The organism is Enterococcus sp. DIV1368b, assembly GCF_050529595.1.
Lineage (GTDB): Bacteria > Bacillota > Bacilli > Lactobacillales > Enterococcaceae > Enterococcus_B > Enterococcus_B mundtii.
The window spans coordinates 2,830,303-2,857,020 of the sequence record NZ_CP172883.1 but is presented as its reverse complement, the minus strand read 5'-3'; the positions used below and the strand labels follow the sequence as shown (position 1 = coordinate 2,857,020).

16 protein-coding genes and 3 rRNA genes are annotated in these 26,718 nt (G+C 40.4%); 16 read left to right on the top strand and 3 right to left on the bottom strand.

The annotated features are described in order from the left end of the window. Position 1: 1 nt before the first annotated feature. Positions 2 to 1,414: a tagaturonate reductase gene (locus IGJ19_RS13150; protein WP_074801333.1), complete on the bottom strand. Its 1,413-nt coding sequence runs from the start codon at positions 1,412 to 1,414 to the stop codon at positions 2 to 4. 372 nt (positions 1,415 to 1,786) lie between these two features. Here IGJ19_RS13150 and IGJ19_RS13145 point away from each other — a divergent pair, with 372 nt between their 5' ends. After that, entirely contained in the window at positions 1,787 to 3,976 is a 2,190-nt protein-coding gene (locus tag IGJ19_RS13145; protein WP_195514321.1) for a helix-turn-helix transcriptional regulator, read from the top strand. Between the two features lie 164 nt (positions 3,977 to 4,140). Here the strand turns inward: IGJ19_RS13145 and IGJ19_RS13140 are convergent, their stop codons facing one another. Continuing rightward, positions 4,141 to 5,013 carry a carbohydrate ABC transporter permease gene (locus IGJ19_RS13140; protein WP_023520460.1) on the bottom strand — a complete coding sequence of 291 codons (873 nt, stop codon included), beginning with the start codon at positions 5,011 to 5,013 and terminating at the stop codon, positions 4,141 to 4,143. A 283-nt stretch (positions 5,014 to 5,296) separates the two neighbouring features. Between IGJ19_RS13140 and IGJ19_RS13135 the strand changes: the two genes are divergently transcribed. The 15 genes from IGJ19_RS13135 to IGJ19_RS13065 all read left to right on the top strand — a co-directional run bounded on the left by IGJ19_RS13135 (position 5,297) and on the right by IGJ19_RS13065 (position 25,272). Further along, positions 5,297 to 6,268, top strand: a complete 972-nt coding sequence (locus IGJ19_RS13135) for an ABC transporter permease (RefSeq protein WP_074801325.1) — start codon at positions 5,297 to 5,299, stop codon at positions 6,266 to 6,268. 15 nt (positions 6,269 to 6,283) lie between these two features. Continuing rightward, positions 6,284 to 6,925, top strand: a complete 642-nt coding sequence (locus IGJ19_RS13130; protein WP_071867557.1) for a YesL family protein — start codon at positions 6,284 to 6,286, stop codon at positions 6,923 to 6,925. Continuing rightward, positions 6,922 to 8,427, top strand: a complete 1,506-nt coding sequence (locus IGJ19_RS13125) for an extracellular solute-binding protein (protein WP_071867558.1) — start codon at positions 6,922 to 6,924, stop codon at positions 8,425 to 8,427. The genes IGJ19_RS13130 and IGJ19_RS13125 overlap by 4 nt, the downstream gene beginning before the upstream one ends. Positions 8,428 to 8,509: 82 nt before the next feature. After that, on the top strand, positions 8,510 to 9,613 hold the full coding sequence (locus tag IGJ19_RS13120) for a glycoside hydrolase family 88/105 protein (protein WP_071867559.1): 1,104 nt from the start codon (positions 8,510 to 8,512) through the stop codon (positions 9,611 to 9,613). Beyond that, complete coding sequence (locus IGJ19_RS13115) at positions 9,610 to 10,929, top strand: glycoside hydrolase family 28 protein (protein WP_161642628.1); 1,320 nt, start codon at positions 9,610 to 9,612, stop codon at positions 10,927 to 10,929. Before IGJ19_RS13120 ends, IGJ19_RS13115 begins: the two co-directional genes overlap by 4 nt. A 5-nt stretch (positions 10,930 to 10,934) precedes the next feature. Continuing rightward, positions 10,935 to 11,816 carry an alpha/beta hydrolase family protein gene (locus IGJ19_RS13110; RefSeq protein ID WP_142433567.1) on the top strand — a complete coding sequence of 294 codons (882 nt, stop codon included), beginning with the start codon at positions 10,935 to 10,937 and terminating at the stop codon, positions 11,814 to 11,816. Continuing rightward, positions 11,816 to 12,721, top strand: a complete 906-nt coding sequence (locus IGJ19_RS13105) for a pectinesterase family protein (protein ID WP_161642625.1) — start codon at positions 11,816 to 11,818, stop codon at positions 12,719 to 12,721. Before IGJ19_RS13110 ends, IGJ19_RS13105 begins: the two co-directional genes overlap by 1 nt. Next, a complete protein-coding gene (locus IGJ19_RS13100) occupies positions 12,722 to 13,147 on the top strand; it encodes a DUF4064 domain-containing protein (protein ID WP_071867563.1) in 426 nt (141 codons plus the stop codon). It begins immediately after the preceding gene. After that, positions 13,134 to 14,696: a glycoside hydrolase family 43 protein gene (locus tag IGJ19_RS13095; protein ID WP_086335594.1), complete on the top strand. Its 1,563-nt coding sequence runs from the start codon at positions 13,134 to 13,136 to the stop codon at positions 14,694 to 14,696. Before IGJ19_RS13100 ends, IGJ19_RS13095 begins: the two co-directional genes overlap by 14 nt. A gap of 596 nt (positions 14,697 to 15,292) precedes the next feature. After that, positions 15,293 to 16,853: ribosomal RNA gene (locus tag IGJ19_RS13090) — 16S ribosomal RNA — on the top strand. A 230-nt stretch (positions 16,854 to 17,083) separates the two neighbouring features. After that, positions 17,084 to 19,998: ribosomal RNA gene (locus IGJ19_RS13085) — 23S ribosomal RNA — on the top strand. Positions 19,999 to 20,089: 91 nt separating this feature from the next. Then, positions 20,090 to 20,205: ribosomal RNA gene (gene rrf, locus IGJ19_RS13080) — 5S ribosomal RNA — on the top strand. The 16S, 23S and 5S rRNA genes sit together here, the layout of an rRNA operon. 204 nt (positions 20,206 to 20,409) lie before the next feature. After that, a complete protein-coding gene (locus IGJ19_RS13075; RefSeq protein ID WP_430604198.1) occupies positions 20,410 to 21,624 on the top strand; it encodes a metallophosphoesterase family protein in 1,215 nt (404 codons plus the stop codon). Beyond that, positions 21,621 to 24,344 (top strand): AAA family ATPase, encoded by a 2,724-nt coding sequence (locus IGJ19_RS13070; protein WP_430604197.1) that lies wholly within the window; start codon positions 21,621 to 21,623, stop codon positions 24,342 to 24,344. The genes IGJ19_RS13075 and IGJ19_RS13070 overlap by 4 nt, the downstream gene beginning before the upstream one ends. Next, complete coding sequence (locus IGJ19_RS13065; protein WP_071867704.1) at positions 24,328 to 25,272, top strand: 3'-5' exoribonuclease YhaM family protein; 945 nt, start codon at positions 24,328 to 24,330, stop codon at positions 25,270 to 25,272. Before IGJ19_RS13070 ends, IGJ19_RS13065 begins: the two co-directional genes overlap by 17 nt. A 388-nt stretch (positions 25,273 to 25,660) precedes the next feature. On the opposite strand, the gene IGJ19_RS13060 is transcribed toward IGJ19_RS13065, so the two are convergent. Beyond that, positions 25,661 to 26,689 (bottom strand): peptidylprolyl isomerase, encoded by a 1,029-nt coding sequence (locus IGJ19_RS13060; protein ID WP_010734188.1) that lies wholly within the window; start codon positions 26,687 to 26,689, stop codon positions 25,661 to 25,663. Positions 26,690 to 26,718: the final 29 nt, after the last annotated feature.

The following is a 26,718-nucleotide window of genomic DNA, read 5'->3' as shown; positions in this document are numbered from 1 at the left end:
TTCATCCTTTCAATTCATATAATACGTTACGAATGCCTTTTTGATCGATCTCTGTCACGTAATGTGAAACTGTTTCTGTTAAATCAGGAAGTACGGATAGATCTTCGCCCCAAAGCGTTGGATTTTTCAATAGTTGAAGGACAGCAGTCTCTGGCTCAGCCCAAGCTTCAGCGAAACTAGCGAGTACCATAGGGTCATCGTTTACATGGATTTTCGAATGATCGGCACGATAAAGCAAGATCAAGGCAGCAAATGAGACAGTCAGATAGGAAGGAAGTGCTTCCCTTTTTTCAATGTATTTTTTTAGAATAGGTAGTAATCGTGTTTGAAATTTGGCAACACTGTTCAAAGCAATCGCATGTAATTGATGATGTGCAAAAGGATTTAAGAACCGTTCGTTGATTTGTCTAGCGTATGCCAGCAACTCTTCTTCAGGTAAGCGTAGCATTGGGATCAATTCCCTAGTCACTAATGTGTTGATGTAATCGGATAGTAGAGGATCTTTCATGACTTCTTCGACTGTTGAGACGTTTGACAGTAGACCAATCGCCACCATTGCAGTATGAGGACCGTTGAGTAGATGGACTTTTCGTTCACGATAGGGCGTCAAATCATCAGTCAAGACAACATTCAGACCTGCTTTTTTTAATGGTAAGTGTTCATTCAATTCCTCCGGTGCTTCGATCACCCACAACATAAATGGTTCAGCTTTTACCAACAGTTGATCGTCATATCCCAATCGTTGGTGCAGTTCATCGATTTCATCTCTCGGGAACCCAGGAACGATCCGATCCACCAAACTACAATAAAAATGATTTTCTTGGTGTAACCAATCGATAAATTCTGTTTCAAGCTGCCAATTTTTTGCATACTGTAAAACGAATTTTTTTAAAAGCTCTGCATTGCGATCAATCAGTTCGCATGGGATGATCGTGAGTCCATTTTTATTCATTTTGAATCGATGATACAAAAAGGCAGTCAATTTTGCGGGGAAGCTTGTTGGGGGGAGATCATTTTGCGTATCGGCTTCATGATAACTAATACCAGCTTCTGTCGTATTAGAAAAGACAAAGGCTAATTCATCGATTTCTGCCAATGCGAGGAACTCTTGCCATTGCTCGTAAGGGTTGAGCGTACGGTCGATCACAGTGATCGGCTCTGTCGTATCGATGACTTTACCATCAATTAACCCTTGGAGTAGAACTGTATAGAGTTGATCTTGTTCAGCCAGCTTGTCACTTAGTCCGTGAGCTAGTGGTTGGACGATTGCAACATTTCCTTGATAGAGGCCTTGATTGTTTAACTGCTGAAGTTGCCAATCAACGAATCCTCTCATAAAATTCCCTTCACCAAACTGTAGACAAGTAATTGCAGCTTGATTTTTAGGGTATTGCTTTTTAGTTAATCTTTCCATTGAATGATTTCCTTTCTGTGAGACAAAAATTTTATGATAAAAATCTCTGAAACGTAACGAGAATTATCAATAGTTGTTATTTTTATGACGGCTACATGCTTATTTTTCACGAATTTGGTGTTTTTTGTTGATAGCAAAATCTATTGCTCGTGTTCATGCTTAAATCAATCAATTGGTGGCGCATTCATCGTAATATGAATAGAAGTTTTAGTCAACATAGCTTGATATCGTTAGGTTTGACTCTTTCAAAAAAAATTATGTTTTTAAATAGTAGTATGTTAATCTGAAAGAGTGAAGATACTCATTGCTTTAGAAGATAATCAATTTTACATAAAATGTAAGCCTTTTAATTTCGGGAGGAGAGGAAGTTTGATGAAAAATAAAATGTTGTTTTATCAAATGTTTTTACCGATTTTTATTATCGGTATGGTACTGGTCATTGGCTTTAGCTTATTTATCTATACCAACACCTATGACTCGATTGAAGAGAACTATTTACTAGATAAACAAAATCTATTGAAACAAATCAAAACAAATGTAGAATGGAAGTTTCGAACGATCGAGTATTCTTTCGCTACATACGGCTCCACTAAAAACTTCTCCGAAATATTTCAATCTCCTTTGAATCATACCGACTACACTATTTATTCCGAAGTACGAAAAGAACTTAATTTTATTGAAACGATCGCAATGGAGGAAAATGCGTTCAAGTTAGTCAGCCTAAAAGGCGGTTGGGGTGTCGTGAATGGGTCGCTGAATCAACTATCACCACAAGAAGTGACTGATTTAAAAGCCCAGTACGTCCATCAGGATCAACAAGTTTTTTGGACGAAACAACCAGATGGAATTGAAATGGTTGTTGCATTACCTAAAGCAGTCAGTGAAAAGTATGCGCTAGGTTTTGCTTCGATCGACCATCAGGCGCTGAAACGAATCATTGAACGAAGCAATGAAGACCGCTTAACGATCTATTATGGAGCAGAGATACTTTTTACTGATGCTGAATCATCAAAAGAAGGGATGATAACAGTCCAAAATATCGAAGCGAATGTACCAACAGTGGTTCAAAGAAATGGTCGGAATTTCATCTTGCTCCAATCTGATTACAATCAATGGCAGTATCAATTAGAGATCGATCCTGCAACTATAGGTACGACTGTCCGAAACTTGCAAATCGGATTAGCCACTGTATCCTTTACTTTGATCATTTTACTGGGGGGCTTGTCCTATATCTTTTCTGAACGATATGTTCGTCCTATCAGTCAGATTCAAGACCGACTGAATCTCCATTCGGAAGGCTTGTCTGGGAAGAAATTAGAGAACGTTGTCCAGTCAGTGAGCCAAGTAATTGGTGAAAATGAATTATTAAGTGCGAATTTGATTACACAGAAACCACAACTAGAAACTTTATTTGTCTTGAGCCTCTTTAGAAATCGTGTGGAAAAACGGGAATTGGATCAACGATTACAGCAGTTCAACTATGACTCGCAAAATGAATGTTACTATACAGCAATCGTGCAGATCGATCTTTTAGAAGAGAGCCATGGAGGAGAACGAGATTTATTACTATTGGCTATCAACCAAATGATTGCTGAGATTGTTCCTAAAGAAGAACGAATGATTCCTATCGTGCTAAACGAAGAAATGCAAGCAACGATTTATCGAAGTCCAAAGGAAGAAGTATTCGCGAATAAAAAAGTAATGGATCACTGTCGCCAGATACAAAAAATGATTCAAGAATATCTCAAATTGACTGTTAGCATTGGGATCAGTGATTGTTTTACTACGCTGAATGACAGTAAGCAATCTGTCGACCAAGCGAAAGAAGCCTTATATCATCGGGTAAACACTGGACCAAATTCAATTGTGTTCTACCATGAAATCATCTCAGAGCAACAGGAGAAGACACTGATCAAATATCCGATGGAAAAACAAAATCGTTTATTTGAAGCAATCCGTTCAGGAAACGAACACGTCAGTTGCCTTCTTCACGAATTGATCGTTGAGATGTTCACTCAAAATAAAAATCGATTGAATCGAGAAGTTGTAGCTATTCGTTTAGTCAATGAATTTGTTCAGTTGGGGCAACTATTGGGTGTGAATATTACGCAGTTTGAAGAATTGAAGCAAATATATGTTAAGGTGTTATATACTTATCATCCTCAAGAACTTGAACAATTGCTGTTAGAACAATTTGTTCAACCGATCACAAAAAACTCTCAAGAAATCACGGAGCAAGAGTTTAAATCGTTATCAGAAAAAATGATCCATATCATCTATAGCGAATATGATTGTGATCTGTCGCTAGACATGGTGGCAGATCGCCTTCATTATAATCCTAACTATTTGAGTAACGTGTTTAAAAAAGAAACCGGTGAAAACTTTGGAGATTTCATTCAGAACTATCGCTTAGAGATCGCTAAGAAGTGGTTGACGGAGACGACGTTATCCGTGAAAGAAATAGCAGAAAGACTCAAATATCGTAACTCACAAAATTTTATTCGCTTTTTCAAAAAGAAAGAATCCGTCACTCCTGGTGAGTACCGTAAGAAAAACCGCTGAGGACAACTTAGTGACACCGATCATTAAAGTCCTACATGAGTTACTCAGGAAAAATATTTGTTTTTATTGTGAGGAATAGCACGATCTTTGAAAAATTAGTTTTTCCTAGATCGTGCTATTTAAATGAATAATTAATTTTAAGCGTATCTTTAAGTATGAAAGGGTCAACCTTTGACAGAGCCGACCAATGCCCCTTTTACAAAGTACTTTTGAACAAATGGATAAGCAACCAACATTGGCACTGTAGCAATCACGATGACGGCCATTTTGATCGTTTGTGCCGGTGGAATGATATCGACAGCACTACTTTCTGCCTGCATCCCGCTTGACACGATCACGATTTGACGTAACAAGATTTGAATCGGCCATTTTGAAGAATCGTTAATGTATAAAATCGCCGTCATATAAGTATTCCAATAGGTCACAGCATAAAAAAGTGAAATCGTCGCAATGGAAGGTAAAGCAAGGGGCAACATAATTTTGAAAAAGACTCCAAAATCAGTACAGCCATCCATTTTGGCAGATTCTTCTAAACTATTAGGTAAAGCTTGAAAAAAGTTACGCATGATGATCATGTTCATGGCGTTGACAGTTACAGGTAAAATCATCGACCAGTACGAATTGATCAATCCCAAGGAGCGCACCACTAAGAATGTCGGGATCATTCCACCACTAAAGAGCATGGAAAAGACAACCATAAAGTTAAAAAATCCTCGCCCAAAAAGATATTTACGTGATAATCCATAGGCCATCAATGAAGTCACGCACATGCTGACGACCGTCCCAAGCCCAGTAACCCCAATAGAAACAGCTAAAGCTCGGAAAATCGTTGGTGTAGATAAGATGTAACGATAGGCATCTAAAGAAAACGTAGTAGGGAAAAGGATGAATTTTTTTGCTACGACTTCTTGTGTAGAAGCAAATGAAGTGGCGATGATATTTAAAAACGGTACGATACAGATCAAAGCTAATAATAGTAGAAAAATGGAATTAAAAATCGTAAAGCTTTTTTCTCCAAGCGAAACCTTTTTTTTCATTTAGAGAGAACCCTCCTTAAACCATAAGTATTTTTGTACCTCCAATCTATCATCTGCTTGAAATTACGTACATAATCATTTTTTAGGGAAGGAAAATCATGAGGTTTCATATAGCTGCAACGGGCATTCCCTAAAAAATCGATCAGATGAAGCGGAAAGTGAGGAATCAAGTGATGATCGCCAGTTACCTACGTCAGTGAAAATGATTATATACGGAATTACTTTTCTTCCTTTATGCTGTGGATAGCGGTTAAAGTCACACAATGTTTAACAAGGAGGGCTTATGGAGAGTGTAAAAAGAGAGCTGGGTTCAATTACTTTATCAAAAAAGGAAGAACGAATAAAAAGAAGAAGGAAGACGATTGCTGGAATCAAAACGAATAAATTTTTGTACTTGATGATTCTTCCAGGAATCCTTTATTTCATTGTTTTCAGATATTTACCTATGGGTGGCTTAGTGATTGCGTTCCAAGACTATCAACCTTATCTGGGGATTCTTGGTAGTCCTTGGGTTGGTTTCAAGCACTTCATTCGATTATTTACTGAGCCAACATTTTTTATGCTGTTGAGGAATACGCTGATTTTGTTTGGACTGAATATTTTTGTCTTTTTCCCAATGCCGATCATTCTGTCACTTCTATTGAATGAAGTAACGAACAAGCGATTCAAGAATAGTATCCAAACAATCATTTACATTCCGCATTTCATGTCTTGGGTCATCATCGTCTCAATCACCTATGTCTTTTTGAATGTGGACGGTGGGGTCATCAATGAATTTTTGGCCAGTATTGGGCTAGATAAAATAAGTTTTTTGACGTCGCCTGACTGGACACGAACAGTCTACATTGGACAGGTGATTTGGAAAGAACTAGGGTGGTCAACGATCATTTATCTCTCTGCAATCACCGCAGTAGATACGCAATTATATGAAGCAGCCGAAATGGATGGGGCAGGACGTTTACGTAAGACGTGGCATGTGACATTACCTGCGATCCGTCCAGTGATCATTACCTTGTTGATTTTAAAAATTGGTCAAACACTTGACTTAGGATTTGAGCATATGTACTTACTACTCAATTCATTGAATCGCAGTGTGGCAGAGATTTTTGATACATATATCTATACTGCTGGATTGAAAAATGGACAATTAAGTTTTAGTACTTCAATGGGCTTATTCAAAGGTGTAGTGGGCTTGTTTATGGTCGTACTTGCGAACAAGGTAGCAAAAAAATTGGGTGAAGACGGTGTGTACTAGAAAAGGAGCAAACAGATGTTGCAAAAGTTAGAGAGTACAAATAAAAATTTGATCAGACTCCTGCAACTCGTTTACTTAAATTTTTTGTGGGGAATATTAGTCGTTTTGGGTCTCGGACTATTCACTTTTGGTCCAGCGTCTTACGCAATGGTCTCAGTGATCCGAAAGTGGCTACGCTCATCTGAAGATTTTCCACTGACACATACGTACTTTCGCTATTTTAAAGAAAATTACAAAGAAACGTTGTTGATCAGTTGGTTATATTTTGCAGTTGCTTTCGTCCTGTACGTAGATCTTGCCTATATCCAAAATTGGTACTTACGCGTAGTGATTTTGGTCATCAGCTTTTTTTACGTGTTATCTGCGCTGTATATTTTCCCGATTATGGCCCATTACCAATGGCAAGGGATGTTTTATAAAATCAAAATGGCTTTTTTGTTTGGTTTTTCTCAGTTACATTATTCACTTGTTTTACTATTAATCATTATTGGCAGTTATGCGGTAATTATTCGCTTAGTGCCTGGTATGTTGACATTCATGGGGAGTAGCTTCTTCTTTTTTGCCATCACTTGGACAGCGGTGCAACTATTTGATCGTCTTAAAAAGAAAGAAGTAGCAATAGATAAAAATACATTCAGTGAAGGAGAACAATTATGAAGAAAAAAATGTTAGTAACAGCAGGAATCGGTTTGCTCAGCATACTTGCTTTATCAGCTTGTGGCAATGATTCAAGTGATACATCCGCAGATACAGAGGATGGAAAAACACGAATCACGTGGTTGAACATTTTACATACAGCTTCGCCGCCTAATGATACGATCGTTGATAAAATCGAGGAGAAAACCAATTCAGAATTGACGTTCAACTGGATTCCTGATGCGTCAAAAGAGGAACGGTTGACCACTGCATTAGCTTCAAATGAGCTGGGAGATATCGTAACACTACAAATTGCTATGTTAAAAAATTCCTCTGTGCGAAATGCGTTAAAGTCCGGTGTTTTCTGGGATGTGTCTGATTATTTAGCTGACTACAAAAATTTAAGTAAGATATCAGAGGATCGAATCGAAGCGGCAAGTATCGATGGTGCACTATATGGCGTACCTATGCAAAAAGATTACGCTCGTGCAGGTTTAGTTATCCGAAAAGATTGGTTGGACAATCTAGGATTGGAAGTACCAGATACATTGGATGAACTTTATGAAGTAGCGAAGCAATTCACAGAAAATGATCCAGACGGCAATGGTGTCGATGATACAGTTGGTTTTGGCGATCGCGCCCCGAGTGATATCCGTTACACGAGCTTCAAATTATTTACATCGTATTACGGTGCACCGAATGGTTGGAAAGTAGAGAGTAACGGTCAATTTACACCTGAATTTGATACAGATGAGTATATGAAAGCGATGAATTTTTCTAGAGACTTATTTGAAAACGGTTACTTAGCGCAAGACTTTGCAGTGACTCAAAAGACAGATCAACAGGAACAATTTGCACAAGGTAAAACAGGGATCTATACCGGGATGATCGATATCAAAAACCTAAAAAATATGGGGAAAGATATTCAACCAGAGATGGAGCTTGTGCCAGTAAATAAAATATCAGATGGTGAAGATGGGGATTACCATGTATGGTCAGAAGGAAATGGCGTAGGGGGACTATTGGCATTTCCTAAATCCTCGGTCAAAGATGAAGCACAATTGAAGAAATTACTCCAGTTTGTCGATGATTTATTAGAAGAAGATATGTATAAATTGATGACAGGTGGTATTGAAGGAACACACTACCAATTGCAAGAAGATGGCGCGATTGAATACATCGACATGGATCTTTGGCAACAGGAAGTGCAACCATTATCCAGTTCAAGACCAAGTGAAGTTACATTTTCATTTAAAGATGCTGATCCAGAGAAAGAATTATCCAATCAATTAGTCAAAGAAAATGAACAGTTTGTTGTGTTAGATCCAACGGTTCCATTAGATTCAGAGAAAAACAATGAAGTCGGTTCAGAAATCGAAAAAATCATGATCGATGCAACTGTCCAGTATATTATGGGACAAATAGATGAAGATGGATTCAAACAAGCAATCAGCAATTGGCGTGCCCAAGGTGGCGATCAAATTGCTGAAGAATATGAAGAGGCTTATAAAGCTGCACAGTAATAGTAGATGTATCAAAGAAAGGGCTGTAACTATTCCAACCGCAGCCCTTTCTCTTTTAAAATGATTGATTGGAGGAAGAAGATTGAATTGGTCAGAGAAATTAGCAGATAGTATTATGGCACGTACACCTTATTTGTATCAAGATAAAGGATATGAACGAAAATGGTCATATGATTATGGTGTCGTTTTGAAAGGATTTCAGTTGTTATGGCTGAAAACGAAGGAGAAGAAGTACTTAGACTTTATTCAAACAAATATTGACTACTTCGTACAAGAAGATGGCTCGATCAAAGGCTATAAATTAGAAGAATACAATATCGATCATATCAATACTGGAAAACTGTTCTTTATCCTCTATAAAGAAACAGGAGATGAAAAATATCGCAAAGCAGCAGAAAATTGCGCCAAACAATTGTCGAATCATCCAAGGACCTCTGAAGGTGTGTTTTGGCATAAGGCGATCTATCCTTGGCAAATATGGTTAGATGGTTTGTATATGGGAGCGCCTTTTTATGCAGAATTTATCCAAACCTTTACGCCGAAAAAAGATTATCAAGATGTCTTACGTCAATTTGAGATCAGTTATCAGCGATTGTTCGACTCAAAAACGAATTTATTGTTCCATGCATGGGATGAAAAGATGAAGCAACCTTGGGCAGATCTAGAAACGGGATTATCCCATCATTTTTGGAGCCGCTCAATTGGTTGGTATTTGATGGCGTGTGTCGATACTTACGAGTTGTTGCATAAAGAAGTGGACTGTCGATTATTGGGGCAAATTGTGACATCCACATTGGAAGCATTATTGCCTTATCAATCAGAAACTGGCACCTGGTACCAAGTAACAACCGAAACGAAACGTAAAGGGAATTATTTAGAAGCTTCAGGAAGCAGTATGTTCGTTTATGCGATGGCAAAGGGGATTCGCTTAGGAATACTGGAGAAAGAAGTGTGGTTTCCTCAGTTGAAAAAATCTTATCAAGGTTTGTTTGATGAATTTGTTTTGGAAACAAAAGAAGGCTGGCTGAATCTGAATAAAAATTGCCAAGTTGCAGGTCTAGGTGGTGCAGACCAAAGAGATGGTTCTTATGCTTACTATATTAGTGAACCAATTGTATGTAACGATCAAAAAGGTGTTGGTGCCTTTTTGCAAGCCTTAGTAGAAGTGGAAGGTGTATCTAAGTGATAAATATTTTAAGCTTAGGTGCCTCAGTCGATAGACTCAACACGACGGTGATCCAACAAGCCATTGATCAAGTAGCCGAAGCAGGTGGGGGAAGAGTAATCATTCCAAGTGGGCAGTTTTTAACGGGGCCATTGTGCTTGAAAAGTAATGTGGAGTTGTATCTTTCTCCTGGAGCAGTATTGAAATTTACAGATGACCCAGCTCAGTATTCAGCTATTTTATCCAGCTGGGAGGGTGTACCTAAAAAGGTCTATGCTTCATGTATCTATGCGCAACATGCAGAAAATATTGCTGTCACTGGTTTAGGGAAATTAGATGGTAGTGGTCCTAGCTGGTGGCGCATTTTTCGAGAGGAGCATGAAACACTTGAGTACCCTCGGCCAAAATTGCTTGGTTTTGATCATTGTCGACGAGTAACAATTCGTGATATCCAGTTGGTCGACTCACCAAGTTGGACGATCCATCCGAATCATTGCCAAGATGTGACGATCGATCATGTAGTCATTTGTAATCCTGCTGATTCCCCGAACACAGATGGTATTGATCCAGAGTCTTGTCACAATGTGCATATCAGTAACTGCCATATTGATGTTGGGGATGACTGTATTGCAATCAAAGCAGGGACAGAGGATGCCGTTAATAAGGTACCTTGTCAAAATATCACGATCACCAATTGTACGATGGTACACGGTCATGGTGGCGTAGTGTTAGGAAGTGAAATGAGTGGCGGGATTCGGAATGTAACGATTTCGAACTGCGTATTCCAACAAACCGATCGTGGGATTCGATTAAAGACACGCCGAGGTCGAGGGGGGATGATCGAAGATGTCCGAGTAACTAATTTGATCATGGACCAAGTACTGTGTCCGTTTGTCATCAATCTTTATTATTTTTGCGGGCCTCGTGGCAAAGATCCTTACGTCTGGGACAAAGAAGTGTATCCAATCGATGAGCGAACGCCACAAGTTCGGCGTATTCATTTTTCATCGATCACTGCTAGAAATGTCCATGCTTCCGCAGGTTTTATTTATGGGTTAGCAGAACAAGCGGTTCAAGACATTTCTTTCGATCATGTCGATATATCAATGGCAAAAGATGCAAAAGTGGGAGTGCCAGCTATGATGACGGGTTTAGAACCCATGCGCCAACAAGGATTTTATGTGCGGTTTGGTAAACATATTTCTTTCCAGCAGATCACGATCAATCATCATGAAGGACCAGCAATCATGATTGAAGATTCGGAAGATATCGAAATTAAACGTATGCGATCGACAGAGTTGGATAAAAAGAATGTATCTATTATAGAAGGAACTTAAATAAAATGGAGTTGATTGAGTACTTAGGGAGAGACGCACGTTGCTTGAGACCGAGTGGTAGCTGTTTATCACAAAAAACCAACGATGATCAAGTAATTGAGTATTATCAATTGGCATTAAATGATCTTGAACCTGTTCCTGCCATTTATATTTATCCAGCAAAAAAGAGGGAGCCTCTGCCTGTTGTGATTTATCTGCACTCGCATGGTGGCGCTTTTTCACTTGGAAAAAGTGAATTGTTAGAAGGTGCATCCTATTTTGTGGAACCTTCGTTTGCGAAGGTTTTGACGAGTATGGGATATGGGGTATGGGCAATCGATGCTTGGGGATTTGAAGAACGCAGTGGAATTGCTGAAAGTGAACTTTTTAAGCAATTCTTATTAACAGGACGAACACTTTGGGGAATGCGGATCTTTGATGTGCTAAGCTTGATCGATTACTTGGAAACACGAGAAGATATTGACACACAACGTATCGCAACGATGGGGTTATCTATGGGTGGACTATTAAGTTGGTGGACAAGTGCATTGGATGAACGTGTGAAAGTATGTATTGACCTAGCTAGCCAAGTAGAGGTTGAAACGCTCTTGAAACATCAGATGTTAGATTGCCACGGTTACTATTATTATATTCCTAATTTATTGAAGGAATATACGACCCTAGCTATCCAGCAAAAAATTGCTCCTCGTAAACGGCTTACTATAGTAGGGACAAACGATCGAATGTGTCCAACAGAAGGCGTCTATCACTTGAATAAACAGCTAGATTTGTATTATCAACAACTGGGAGTACCAATGAATTTTCAAGGACACTCTTTAAATGGTGGACACTTTGAAACACGTGACATGCGAAGTAAGTGGCAAGCATTTTTAAAGGAGCACCTGTAATGGAAACAGAAATCGTGATCGACCCATTCTCAGAGCAAGCAGACTATCAGACCATCCAAGCAGGAATTGCTCATCTTAGCTCATTGCCGGATAGCGTAAAAAAGACCATGATTATTCAAGAAGGTGTCTATCATGAATATGTCGAATGTCGGCTATCGAATTTCCAAATGCTAGGACAAGGAGAAGTACAGATTGTTGGGTGCCGTTTTGCGAAACAAACACTTTCATCTGGTGAAGCAAGAGAAACGTTTCGAACCGCGACGCTATTTCTTGAAGGAGAAAACATTCGTCTCGAAAATATACAGATCATCAATAACGCCGGTGCAGGAGAACAAGTGGGGCAAGCAGTCGCGCTGTTCAATCATGCTCATCAAGTCCAGTTGATCAATTGTCGATTGTGTGGGCAACAAGATACATTGTGCACAGGACCGTTGCCGGCTACACAAAAAGATGGTCGTCTCTTTCTTACACCAGTGACGAAGGAACGCAAGTATTGTCGACAATATTATGAACGATGTTGGATCGAAGGGACTGTCGATTTTATTTTTGGTGGAGCAGATGCGGTATTTGACCATTGTACCATCAAGAGTTTAGCGTGTTTTTCTAATGGCTATATCACAGCCGCTTCAACGGTAAAAGTACAAGAACGAGGTTTTCTTTTTTTTAGGTGTGCAATCGTTGCAGATTTCGAGGTACCTTCTATCTATTTAGGCCGGCCTTGGCGTCCATATGCTCAGGTGACATTTGAAGAGTGTGATGTAGGAGCGCATGTCCACCAAAGTGGTTGGCATGATTGGGATGAGAAACAAAACAGACAAACAGCACGCTATTACGAAAAAAATAATAGATACCAAGGAGAAATTTGTCGCGAATCATGGATCACTGTTGAAACGGAGGACGATTAGATGACGAAAAAATGGGAAATAAGTTTTGGTTTGATCGGTGGATCTGCTGCTTTGTTGTTTTTCGGTGGAATTGCTGTAACGTTCAATCAAATGTCTCTTTCAAATTTTCGAGAAACCTATCAGGCTCTCTCACTAGAGTACATTGGCAGTGTGGAAGAAACGTTTGAGTTATTAAGAAAAACAACAGGATTGTTTAGTGTGAGTCTGTTCCTCTCTTTGAGTGGATTATGTTTGGCTCTTTATTTATCGTTGAAGGGAAAAGCAAGTCCGATGGCAGCGCTCATTTATTTAGTTTCAGGAGTCTTGCTGTTGTTCGGTACACAATTCATTGCTTATCCTTTTGTCTTTTTCTATCTATTAGCAGCGGGTTCAAGTATGTATCGCCAAAAAATAGAGCAGAGGTGGGAAGCAGATGTTTCAAAGTAAAGCAATCAATCCAATCATTCGTGGATTTAATCCTGACCCGAATATTTTAAAAGTGGGTAGCTTTTATTATGTGATCGTTTCTTCTTTTGAATGGTTACCAGGCATTCGTGTATATGAGTCAACGGATCTAATCAATTGGGAACATAAAACGGATATTTTAACGAATCAAGTATCATTAAAGGGTCATCCAATCAATGGAAGTATCTGGGCGCCTCAAATCAGTTACTCAGATGGACGGTTTTATCTTGTTTATACAGATGTTAAAAGCGTAACACGTCCTTTTAAAGATGTTCACAACTACATGATGATTGCGGAAGATATCGAGGGACCTTGGGAGAATCCAATTTATCTAAATAGTAGTGGTTTTGATCCCTCTCTTTTTCATGATCCGCGTACAGGTAAGAAATGGCTGTTGAATGAAATCTGGGACTATCGACTAAAGACACCTAATAAATCTGCAGGGATCGTCATTCAAGAATATGATGCAAAACAAAAACAACTGGTCGGGCCGATTCACACGATCTTTACAGGCACGGAACTCGCAAAGACCGAAGCACCTCATCTCTACTATGTCAATGATTACTATTATTTGCTGACTGCTGAAGGTGGTACTGGTAGTGGACATGCCGTTACCGTTTGTCGTAGTCGTGATTTGTTAGGCCCTTACGAAGTTGATCCCCAAAATCCAATGTTGACAGCAAATGGTTACCCAAGCTCAAGCTTACAATGTGTAGGGCATGCAAGTTTGGTTCAAACAGAAGTCGACAGATGGTATATAGTCCATCTTTGTACTCGTCCTATCGAAGGCGTTGCTATCTTAGGTAGAGAAACAGCTATTCAAGAAGTGTATTGGACAGAAGACAATTGGTTGCGTATAAAAGAAGGAGGAAATGAACCAAGAGAGAGCGTCACCATTCCAACACAAGAGAAAGTGATCCAAAAGATCAATTCTTGTTTTTTTGATGATTTTGAAGGTAAAATGAAACAAAGTTGGAACGCTCGTCGTTGTTTACCAGACACAACTTGGTGCGATTTGACTAGTCGATATGGCTACTTAAGGATGCTCGCAGGAGAATCACTGCAGTCAATGTTTGACCAACACTTATTAGCGGTACGACAAACAACGTTTTCATTTATTGCACAAACTAAAATGGAATATGAGCCAAAGCACTTCAACCAAATGGCTGGACTACTTCTTTTTCTAAATGAAGAAAATTACTATTATTGCTGTTTGACCTGGGATGAAATGATAGGAAAGTGTCTCCGATTACTTAGTGCAGTTGAAGGCCATGTTACGATTAGCCCTGACATTTATCCGCTAAGAGGAAGAGAGACAGTGATCAAAGTAGTTGTTGAAAAGACTTTTGGGCAATTTTATGTGAAACGTTCGCAAGACTGGAAAAAAATCGGTGCTAAAATTGATGTGCAGACACTATCAGGTGGTTTTACAGGAAACTTTGTTGGTATAGGTGTTCATGATTTAAATGTAAGAGGAGGGAGCTATGCTGATTTTGATTATTTTAACTATCAGGAAATAGAAATGGAGTGAAATAAATAAAAAAAGATTAGGTGCAGTGAAAGTTAAATTTTACCTTGACCAATCTTTTTTTTAATGATAGTATAGTCAACGTTGCTGAAACATGAAAACAATCATGAAATTTGTTTAAAAGTTTTGTTGACAATCATATTTTCTTATGATAATATAACGAAGTTGGTTATGAGAGATAAGTTCATACGTGTTGATTTCGCAAAGAAAAAAACAAAATAAACTGTTGACAAATAACAAACGATAAGTTATGATAAGTGAGTTGCTAAAACGACCTCGTGAAAAACGGGCTCAAAAAACTTTTAAAAAATAGTTGACAATCATTCGATGGTTTGCTAAGATATAAAAGTTGCTACGGCAATCACAAACGATAAGTTGAGGCAGTTGTGTTTCATTTATCACGTAGACCTTTGAAAACTGAACAAAGTAAGACAAACCAAATGTGTAGGGCGTCTTGATTCAATTCAAGACAACAAACATTTTTAACAAGCAAGCAATATGCTAGCAAACAATTGAGCTTAACAAATGAACTATTATGATGTTCGAAAGTAAATTTCGAACTACAGTTCCACATCAGCTTTCGCTGTGAGGAACTAGCATATTATGAGAGTTTGATCCTGGCTCAGGACGAACGCTGGCGGCGTGCCTAATACATGCAAGTCGAACGCTTCTTTTCCCACCGGAGCTTGCTCCACCGGGAAAAGAGGAGTGGCGAACGGGTGAGTAACACGTGGGTAACCTGCCCATCAGAAGGGGATAACACTTGGAAACAGGTGCTAATACCGTATAACAATCGAAACCGCATGGTTTCGTTTTGAAAGGCGCTTTACGGTGCCGCTGATGGATGGACCCGCGGTGCATTAGCTAGTTGGTGAGGTAACGGCTCACCAAGGCCACGATGCATAGCCGACCTGAGAGGGTGATCGGCCACATTGGGACTGAGACACGGCCCAAACTCCTACGGGAGGCAGCAGTAGGGAATCTTCGGCAATGGACGAAAGTCTGACCGAGCAACGCCGCGTGAGTGAAGAAGGTTTTCGGATCGTAAAACTCTGTTGTTAGAGAAGAACAAGGGTGAGAGTAACTGTTCACCCCTTGACGGTATCTAACCAGAAAGCCACGGCTAACTACGTGCCAGCAGCCGCGGTAATACGTAGGTGGCAAGCGTTGTCCGGATTTATTGGGCGTAAAGCGAGCGCAGGCGGTTTCTTAAGTCTGATGTGAAAGCCCCCGGCTCAACCGGGGAGGGTCATTGGAAACTGGGAGACTTGAGTGCAGAAGAGGAGAGTGGAATTCCATGTGTAGCGGTGAAATGCGTAGATATATGGAGGAACACCAGTGGCGAAGGCGGCTCTCTGGTCTGTAACTGACGCTGAGGCTCGAAAGCGTGGGGAGCAAACAGGATTAGATACCCTGGTAGTCCACGCCGTAAACGATGAGTGCTAAGTGTTGGAGGGTTTCCGCCCTTCAGTGCTGCAGCTAACGCATTAAGCACTCCGCCTGGGGAGTACGACCGCAAGGTTGAAACTCAAAGGAATTGACGGGGGCCCGCACAAGCGGTGGAGCATGTGGTTTAATTCGAAGCAACGCGAAGAACCTTACCAGGTCTTGACATCCTTTGACCACTCTAGAGATAGAGCTTCCCCTTCGGGGGCAAAGTGACAGGTGGTGCATGGTTGTCGTCAGCTCGTGTCGTGAGATGTTGGGTTAAGTCCCGCAACGAGCGCAACCCTTATTGTTAGTTGCCATCATTTAGTTGGGCACTCTAGCAAGACTGCCGGTGACAAACCGGAGGAAGGTGGGGATGACGTCAAATCATCATGCCCCTTATGACCTGGGCTACACACGTGCTACAATGGGAAGTACAACGAGTCGCGAAGTCGCGAGGCTAAGCTAATCTCTTAAAGCTTCTCTCAGTTCGGATTGTAGGCTGCAACTCGCCTACATGAAGCCGGAATCGCTAGTAATCGCGGATCAGCACGCCGCGGTGAATACGTTCCCGGGCCTTGTACACACCGCCCGTCACACCACGAGAGTTTGTAACACCCGAAGTCGGTGAGGTAACCTTTTTGGAGCCAGCCGCCTAAGGTGGGATAGATGATTGGGGTGAAGTCGTAACAAGGTAGCCGTATCGGAAGGTGCGGCTGGATCACCTCCTTTCTAAGGAATATTACGGAGACTACACACGTTTGTCGATACTTTGTTCAGTTTTGAGAGGTCTACTCTTAAAATTTTGTTCATTGAAAACTGGATATTGAAGTAAAAATGTAAGTAATACAAACCGAGAACACCGCGTTGAATGAGTTTTTTAATAAGTTCAATTGCTTATTTTTCTTGATTGGACTTCTATCGCTAGAAGAAAGATCAAAACCCAACCGCAAGGTTGATAAGGTTAAGTGAATAAGGGCGCACGGTGGATGCCTTGGCACTAGGAGCCGATGAAGGACGGGACTAACACCGATATGCTTTGGGGAGCTGTACGTAAGCTATGATCCAGAGATTTCCGAATGGGGGAACCCAGCATCTTTTATAGGATGTTACGTATACGTGAATACATAGCGTATACGAGGTAGACGCAGAGAACTGAAACATCTAAGTACCTGCAGGAAGAGAAAGAAAATTCGATTCCCTGAGTAGCGGCGAGCGAAACGGGAAAAGCCCAAACCAATGAGCTTGCTCATTGGGGTTGTAGGACTCCGATATGGTAGTTCTTTCAGATAGTCGAATGACTTGGAAAAGTCAGTCAAAGAGGGTGAAAGCCCCGTAGATGAAATTTGGAAGGCACCTAGGAGGATCCTGAGTACGGCGGAACACGAGGAATTCCGTCGGAATCCGGGAGGACCATCTCCCAAGGCTAAATACTCCCTAGTGACCGATAGTGAACCAGTACCGTGAGGGAAAGGTGAAAAGCACCCCGGAAGGGGAGTGAAATAGAACCTGAAACCGTGTGCCTACAACAAGTCAAAGCCCGTTAATGGGTGATGGCGTGCCTTTTGTAGAATGAACCGGCGAGTTACGATTGCATGCGAGGTTAAGTTGAAGAGACGGAGCCGCAGCGAAAGCGAGTCTGAATAGGGCGTTTGAGTATGTAGTCGTAGACCCGAAACCATGTGATCTACCCATGTCCAGGTTGAAGGTGCGGTAAAACGCACTGGAGGACCGAACCCACGTACGTTGAAAAGTGCGGGGATGAGGTGTGGGTAGCGGAGAAATTCCAAACGAACTTGGAGATAGCTGGTTCTCTCCGAAATAGCTTTAGGGCTAGCCTCGGAATTGAGAATGATGGAGGTAGAGCACTGTTTGGACTAGGGGCCCATCTCGGGTTACCGAATTCAGATAAACTCCGAATGCCATTCATTCATATCCGGGAGTCAGACTGTGAGTGATAAGATCCATAGTCGAAAGGGAAACAGCCCAGACCACCAGCTAAGGTCCCAAAATATATGTTAAGTGGAAAAGGATGTGGGGTTGCACAGACAACTAGGATGTTGGCTTAGAAGCAGCCACCATTTAAAGAGTGCGTAATAGCTCACTAGTCGAGTGACCCTGCGCCGAAAATGTACCGGGGCTAAACATATTACCGAAGCTGTGGAGTACACCTTTAGGTGTATTGGTAGGAGAGCGTTCTAAGGGCGTTGAAGGTAGATCGTGAGGACTGCTGGAGCGCTTAGAAGTGAGAATGCCGGTATGAGTAGCGAAAGACAGGTGAGAATCCTGTCCACCGAATGACTAAGGTTTCCTGGGGAAGGCTCGTCCGCCCAGGGTTAGTCGGGACCTAAGCCGAGGCCGACAGGCGTAGGCGATGGACAACAGGTTGATATTCCTGTACTCGTTGTTTTTGTTTGAGCAATGGAGGGACGCAGGAGGCTAAGGAATGCAGACGATCGGAAATGTCTGTCCAAGCAGTAAGTCTTGATAGGAGTCAAATGCTTCTAACTTTAAGGACAAGCTGTGATGGGGAGGGAAATAATAGTACCGAAGTTCCTGACGTCACACTGCCGAGAAAAGCTTCTAGTGAGAAAACAACGACCCGTACCGCAAACCGACACAGGTAGTCGAGGAGAGAATCCTAAGGTGAGCGAGAGAACTCTCGTTAAGGAACTCGGCAAAATGACCCCGTAACTTCGGGAGAAGGGGTGCTGATCGTCAGATCAGCCGCAGTGAATAGGCCCAAGCGACTGTTTATCAAAAACACAGGTCTCTGCAAAATCGTAAGATGAAGTATAGGGGCTGACGCCTGCCCGGTGCTGGAAGGTTAAGAGGAGTGCTTAGCGTAAGCGAAGGTACGAATTGAAGCCCCAGTAAACGGCGGCCGTAACTATAACGGTCCTAAGGTAGCGAAATTCCTTGTCGGGTAAGTTCCGACCCGCACGAAAGGCGTAACGATTTGGGCACTGTCTCAACGAGAGACTCGGTGAAATTTTAGTACCTGTGAAGATGCAGGTTACCCGCGACAGGACGGAAAGACCCCATGGAGCTTTACTGTAGTTTGATATTGAGTGTCTGTACCGCATGTACAGGATAGGTAGGAGCCGTAGAAGTCGGAACGCTAGTTTCGATGGAGGCGCTGGTGGGATACTACCCCTGCGTTATGGCCACTCTAACCCGCACCACTTATCGTGGTGGGAGACAGTGTCAGATGGGCAGTTTGACTGGGGCGGTCGCCTCCTAAAGAGTAACGGAGGCGCCCAAAGGTTCCCTCAGAATGGTTGGAAATCATTCGAAGAGTGTAAAGGCAGAAGGGAGCTTGACTGCGAGACCTACAAGTCGAGCAGGGACGAAAGTCGGGCTTAGTGATCCGGTGGTTCCGCATGGAAGGGCCATCGCTCAACGGATAAAAGCTACCCTGGGGATAACAGGCTTATCTCCCCCAAGAGTCCACATCGACGGGGAGGTTTGGCACCTCGATGTCGGCTCGTCGCATCCTGGGGCTGTAGTCGGTCCCAAGGGTTGGGCTGTTCGCCCATTAAAGCGGCACGCGAGCTGGGTTCAGAACGTCGTGAGACAGTTCGGTCCCTATCCGTCGCGGGCGTTGGAAATTTGAGAGGAGCTGTCCTTAGTACGAGAGGACCGGGATGGACTTACCGCTGGTGTACCAGTTGTTCTGCCAAGGGCATTGCTGGGTAGCTATGTAGGGAAGGGATAAACGCTGAAAGCATCTAAGTGTGAAGCCCACCTCAAGATGAGATTTCCCATTTCTTTAAGAAAGTAAGATCCCTGAGAGATGATCAGGTAGATAGGTCAGGAGTGGAAGTACAGTGATGTATGGAGCGGACTGATACTAATCGATCGAGGACTTAACCAAAATAAAATAAAAAAACTCGGAGAGTTTCTTACTGATACTTCAAATCCAGTTTTGAGTGAACAAGATTTACTCAAATATAGATAACACCAAGTGTGGTGGCGATGGCGAGAAGGATACACCTGTAACCATGCCGAACACAGAAGTTAAGCTTCTTAGCGCCGATTGTAGTGAGGGGTTGCCCCTTGTGAGAGTAGGACGCCGCCACGCAAATGAAAACAGTTGAACGAAAGTTCAGCTGTTTTTTTTGTCTGGATGCGAACAAATTTTCGGTTTTTGCTGAAAAAAAGCAATGGAAATGTTATGATAAATCATGTATAAACAAAAAATGTCAACAGATATCGATCTGTTTTAGTAAAGCGATACAGACAAACTTATATTTTATTATCTTGTATATAGGGAGGTAGTAGCTTAATGGTCAAATTTATTCATGCGGCAGATTTGCATATGGATCGTTCATTTGAAGGATTAGTGGAAATTGATGGAAAAGTTCAAAAGAAATTATTACGGGTTAATTTGACCGTACTTGAAAATCTTGTGGAACAAGCAATCAAACATCAGGTTGATTTTGTTTTACTGGTAGGGGATAGCTTCCACCAGAATCGTCCTTCGCTAAAGATCCAAAAGCATTTTTCGGAACAAATCAAGCGCTTAGGAGAACACAATATCTCAGTTTTTTTAACATTTGGTAATCATGATTTTTATCAAAAAGAGAGATATTGGTTTGAATTCCCCGAGAATCTTTCTTTGTTTACTTCGGAAACTGTAGAGACACTGCAAATGACGACGGATGTTGGTGAAACGATCGCACTCAGTGGTTTTAGTTACACAAAACAATGGATCACTGAGGAAAAGGTACCTGAATTTCCCCAACGTTTTGCTGTCGACTATCATATTGGACTCTATCATGGTGAAATTGGGTCAACTCATGGGAATTATGCACCATTTCAAGCAAAGCAAATGGAAGCAAAAGGCTATGACTACTGGGCGTTAGGCCATATCCATGTGCCAACTAAATTAAATGAAAAAGGAACAATTCTTTATCCTGGTGCACCACAAGGACATACAAAAAAAGAAGAGTCAGCGACTTCAATAGTTCTAGTTGAACTTCAAGGAGCGTCTTGTCGAACAACACCTATAAAAGTAGCAGAGGTTTATTGGAAACGCCAGCAAATTTCTCTCAGAGAAGTGAAACAAACGACGGATGTATTGAAGAAAATCCAACAAGAATTAGTGGAACCCAATAAGATGACACTCGTTGAATTTGAGATCATTGATTATGAACACTTAGATCAGGAAGTGTTGGATCGTATTCATTCTGGAGAATTATTAGATTATTTGAAGGAAGAAACAAACAGGAAATTTTCGAATTTAGTTATTTGGCGTATATCTACTTTAGAAAGAGATAACAAGGTGAAAATTTCTTTGTCTGCTTCAACATTGATGTTTGAACAACTATTCGAAAATTACCAAACAAAAGAAGATTTTCAGCATATATTACAAGAAGCCTACACAAATCAAGAGGCAATCAAAGTGTTGGATCTGCTACCGGATTTTCAAGAATCTACGATAGAAAAGGCCCAAGAAATCATTCGGCAAGACTTTTTGTTTGAGGGGGGTACTGAATGAATATTTTAAAAATCGAAATAGCAGCTTTTGGAAAGTGGCGTCAACAAACCTTTGATTTTACCTCTGGCAATCAGTTGATTTACGGTGAAAATGAAGCGGGAAAGTCAACAATTTATCAATTTATTCAAGCAATCCTTTTTGGTTTTCCATCAAAAGGGAAGAAAAAGAAAGATTACACACCGAGAGACGGGTCTGCATATGGTGGGAAATTATGGCTGAATCATCCTGTACATGGAGAAATTTATGTTGAGAGATATAAACAACAAAATAGAGGTAAATCGAAGGTCACATGTAATGGCCAAAGTGGAAGTGATGAACTCTTAGAAAAACTACTTTCACCTTTGACGAAAGAGTTATTCCAGCAGGTTTTTACATTTCAACAAGAACAACTGAGTGAACTTGCTCATTTAACAGAAAAAGAATTACATGACGCGTTGATTTCATTAGGAATCACTGGAAGTTCTCATGTCTTTCAAAAAAGACAAGAATATTATCAATCAGCTGATAAGTTGTTTAAAAGAAAAGGTCAAAAATTAGTGATTAATCAGCGACTAAATGAATGGAAACAACTACAAGAAAAGATTCATCAAAAGCAAGAGCAAGAGGCGATCTATAGTGAATGGATCATGGAGGAACAACGACTAGCAGAACAACAACAGCTCTTAGTGCATGATATCGAACAAATTAATCAAAAACTTACGCTGTATCATCAACAAGAATTGAATTTCTCTTTATATGAAGAGTGGCAATCACTGAAAAAAAATATGCTAGCTGAAGTACCGGATGAATCACTAATACAAGATTTAGAAGTATTTACCAAACGTTATCAACAAATGAACGAACGTCTGGAAGAACTTGAAGCTTCGTTAGAGCGACATAGTGGGATGGATCAGCAGTCTGCACGTTATTATTTTTATTTAGAACAAGAACAAGAGTTGAAAGCATTACAGCAAAAGCAATTTTCAACTGAGCAATTAATGGATGAGTGGCAAAGACTGCAAGTAGAGACAAGGGAAACAGCGTCAGAATTGAAAATCTTAGAACAACGTTGGCGCTGGGATCGATTGCAACGACCACAGGAATTTATTGATGATCCAGAGTGGCGTTCTTTGTATACGATGGCGCAACAATTAAATGATGAGCACAGTCAGTTAGCGATTCGTTTTGATATTGTGAAGGAACAGCAACAAACACTAGAAGCAGAGATCAATGAATTAGAACTAGCCCATCCAACGCTGCTCCAAACAAGACCGACCCAAGATGTTCCAGAAAAACAATCCTTTTTCAAATTTTACGTTAGTGCGTTAGTGTTAGCTGTGATTGGTTTAATCTTACCTATGCCTGGAAAAATATTGGGGCCATTGCTTGCTTTGGGAGTGGTTGGCTATACGTTTACTCGTAGGAAACCTAAGAACACTACAGACCAAAATTTGCCAGAAATCAAAGGGAAATGGCAAGAGAAACTAGGGCAACTGGATATTGTATTGGCACAATTAGAAGAGATTACTCAAACAATCAATGAGAATAAACGAAAGCAACAAAAAATGGAACAATCAGTGGCTGATTTTGCCTATCATCACTCATTAGGAATAATGAACACGCTTGAAACGATGAAAAATGAGGGCCAAGAAGTAACAGATTATCAAAAGCTTTATGCTGTTTTCCAAAAAAAGCAACAACGAGAACGTGAGATACAGGAACAACTCTTACAGATAGATGGGGAACTTGACCTAGCAAAAGAATGGCTACCACTCCAACATAAATCTCTCTCGGAAAAAATGGCGCTATTAACCACGTTCATCCAAGAGATGGAACAAATGAAATATGCTAGAAGTTATCAACAGAATACTTTATTGAAGCAAGAAATCAACGCATTGAAAAAGAAACAAAAAATGTGGTTAGAAGAATACAAAGAACAATTTACTAGAGCAGAACTTTCTTACCCATCAGAAGTACCGATTTTTTTACAAAAGGCGGAGCAAACGAAGCAACAACAAGCGCGTTTTGAAGAATTGACGCATATTCTTTCCCCAATTTTTAAAACTGTCATTACTTATAGCCAGTTGCAGACTCAGATTGCTCGTGAATCCGAACGATTGCAAGAACTAAAGAGGGAAGAAAGTAGGAAAAGTGAGCAACGTCAACGCTTACAGTTGCAAATTGAGGGATTACAACAAGATGGGACATTAGATGAATTATATCAACAGGAAAGTCTACAAAAAGCTCAACTACAAACTTTATTTGAAGAGTGGGGCGGCTTAGTGATTGCTGGGACATTTTTAGGTGATCTTTCGACAGAATTAAGTGAACGGCAATTACCACAGTTACTCAAATTAGCTGGAGACTTTCTAAGTATCCTAACTGATCGACAGTACCAAGAAATACAATTGAAAAACGATACATTGACATTAACAAATGGTACAGATGAGTTTCCAATTTATGAACTATCGACAGGGACAAAGGACCAGATGATCATGGCGATGCGTTTTGCATATCTTGCTTTGGAAGCGAAACGTTCGATCTGTCCAGTGATCATTGATGATGGCTGGCTACACTACGACCATAAGAGAAAATACCGTTTAGCTAAACTACTAGCTGAATTTAGCAAAACCTATCAAGTAATCTGCTTGTCTTCTGATCAAGAAATGGTAAGCTATTATCATGAGCTAGAACAATCTGTGAGAAAGTTAGAAGGTGCAAATAGTGAAAAAAATACGTGAATTAGTCGTTGATGAACAATTCGAACAATTCGTTTTGATCAAAAATGCAGATGTAAGAATCGCTAAGAACGGTAAGAAATTTATCGCTTTTACATTTCAAGATACATCAGGAACAATTGATGGCAAATATTGGGATGCATCAGAGGACGAGATCAAAAAATTTACGCCTGGAACAGTTGTTTTTTTAAATGGTAAACGCGAGGTCTATCAAGGGAATCCTCAAGTTAAAATCTTGCATATGCGTTTAACAAAAGTTGATGAACCGAGTGATCCAAGTTTGTACATGGAAAGAGCACCATTAAGAAAAGAAGAAATGGAAGAAGAAATCAACCAATTGCTATTTGAGATTACAAATGCACATTGGAATCGAATCGTGCGTTATTTACTCAATAAATACCAAAAACAATTTTTTGAATATCCAGCAGCAAAACGAAATCATCACGCATTTGCTAGTGGATTGGCTTATCATACAGTATCGATGTTACACTTAGGTAAAGCGATTGCTGATGAATACCCTGAATTGAATCGCCCACTACTTTATGCGGGGATTATCTTACATGATTTAGGAAAAGTGATCGAGTTGTCCGGCTCAATGGCAACAGAATACACATTAGCGGGTAATTTAGTAGGGCATTTAGTTTTAATTGACGAAGAAATCACAAAAGCTTGTTTAGCGTTGAAAATCAGTGAGGAAGAAGAAGATGTGCTGATCTTACGTCATATGGTTCTATCACATCATGGATTGTTAGAATATGGTTCGCCTGTTCGACCTCGAATCATGGAAGCTGAAGTCTTACACCAAATCGACACGATCGATGCTTCGATGCAAATGATGTCTACTGCGATTCGTCAAACAGAGCCAGGGAAATATACAGATCGAATATTTGGTCTTGATAATCGTAGTTTTTATGTACCAAAACAGAAATGATGGTAATTGTTCGATAGACAATGAAAGATACGTAACAATTTATTGATATCATCTCATTAGTTTTAAAGAGGTCGAGACAGAAGTATTTAGCCTCGATAAATAAGACGACATCCACGAAAGTTGTTTTTCACCTTTTGTGGATGTCGCTTTATTTCCGAAGAGGGGACTTTTGTTCCCGCCGTTTATTCGCTTTTAGGTGGTTCTAAAGGACTATTTCCCCAAACATTTTTTTATGAACCCAAAGAATTTTTTACTTTCCGTTAGCAGAGATGGATAATGAGAACTGATCGTATTCAAAAAAGTGGTTTAGGAAGACTTCTCTCTTCCTAAACCACTTTTTTTATATTTTCTCTAGCGTGTATTTTTAATGTCTAGAAGCGTATAGTGCTTATTCGTTTGTTGATTCAGTCGTGCTTTGCTCTGTTTCAGATGCTTCAGTAGAATCAGTTGATTTTGTTTCAGAACTCTTTGTTTCTGAGCTTTCTGTTGCTGAGTCTTCAGTTGAAGATGTACTTGTCGTAGCTGAAGTAAATGGTGTCAAGATGTTTTGGAATGCGTCATCTTTGATTTTTACATTCGCTTCTTTTAGTTCTTCACCGATTACTTTTGTTGTAAATTCGCTGTCATTTACTTTTGCTTGAGTCGCAATTTCTTCTAATTGATCTTTGAATTTATCCATGTCGTTTCCTTTATCTTGGTTTTTCACCATTTTAACGACATAGTATTCTGTTGCGTAAGTAGAAGGATTTGTTGCAGTGATCACATCTGAGATCTCACCATCTTTAAGTTTGAAGGCAGCTTCTTTTACTTCAGATGGAACAGTTTGTGTTTCTGAGTCAAACTTGATATTACCACCATCGTCTTTAGTTGTATCTGTTGATTTTTCTTTCGCTAGTTCTTCGAAATCTTTGCCGTCATCAGCTGATTTCTTAACTTCTTTTGCTTCGTCTTCACTAGCAACTTTGATGATTTGTGCTTCTACTTCTGGATGGAATGTTTCCCACGTTTTCTTCAAGTCTTCATCTGTCAATTTCACATGAGATTCGATCCCAGCTTTAAAGACAAGATTATTACGAAGGAATTCTTTATAGCTTTCTTCTGTAAATCCTGCAGATTCTAATTGTGTCTCGAAGCTGTCACCATAAGTTTCTTTTGTTTTATTATATTCAGCATCTACTTCTTTATCTGAAACTTTGTCATTGTATTTGCTATTGAATACATCATAGATCACCATTTGTTGAAGTAATTGTTGGTTAGCGGATTCAGATTTTGCTTTTTCATAAAAATCAGCGACGGTGATTGTGCCGCCTTTCATGGTTACGATATCCTTGTTTGTATCCCCGCCACCAGAACAAGCTGCTAGTGTTAGAATAGCTAACGCACTTGTCGCAGCTAAAATTATTTTTTTCTTTTTCATTTAAGTTTTGCACTCCTGTAATTTATTAT

Coding starts and splice junctions, on each gene's coding strand:
- IGJ19_RS13145 (WP_195514321.1), top strand. CDS start 1,787: ATGAAAAATAAAATGTTGTTTTATCAAATGTTTTTACCGATTTTTATT.
- IGJ19_RS13135 (WP_074801325.1), top strand. CDS start 5,297: ATGGAGAGTGTAAAAAGAGAGCTGGGTTCAATTACTTTATCAAAAAAG.
- IGJ19_RS13110 (WP_142433567.1), top strand. CDS start 10,935: ATGGAGTTGATTGAGTACTTAGGGAGAGACGCACGTTGCTTGAGACCG.
- IGJ19_RS13075 (WP_430604198.1), top strand. CDS start 20,410: ATGGTCAAATTTATTCATGCGGCAGATTTGCATATGGATCGTTCATTT.
- IGJ19_RS13105 (WP_161642625.1), top strand. CDS start 11,816: ATGGAAACAGAAATCGTGATCGACCCATTCTCAGAGCAAGCAGACTAT.
- IGJ19_RS13150 (WP_074801333.1), bottom strand. CDS start 1,414: ATGGAAAGATTAACTAAAAAGCAATACCCTAAAAATCAAGCTGCAATT.
- IGJ19_RS13100 (WP_071867563.1), top strand. CDS start 12,722: ATGACGAAAAAATGGGAAATAAGTTTTGGTTTGATCGGTGGATCTGCT.
- IGJ19_RS13125 (WP_071867558.1), top strand. CDS start 6,922: ATGAAGAAAAAAATGTTAGTAACAGCAGGAATCGGTTTGCTCAGCATA.
- IGJ19_RS13095 (WP_086335594.1), top strand. CDS start 13,134: ATGTTTCAAAGTAAAGCAATCAATCCAATCATTCGTGGATTTAATCCT.
- IGJ19_RS13130 (WP_071867557.1), top strand. CDS start 6,284: ATGTTGCAAAAGTTAGAGAGTACAAATAAAAATTTGATCAGACTCCTG.
- IGJ19_RS13060 (WP_010734188.1), bottom strand. CDS start 26,689: ATGAAAAAGAAAAAAATAATTTTAGCTGCGACAAGTGCGTTAGCTATT.
- IGJ19_RS13070 (WP_430604197.1), top strand. CDS start 21,621: ATGAATATTTTAAAAATCGAAATAGCAGCTTTTGGAAAGTGGCGTCAA.
- IGJ19_RS13140 (WP_023520460.1), bottom strand. CDS start 5,013: ATGAAAAAAAAGGTTTCGCTTGGAGAAAAAAGCTTTACGATTTTTAAT.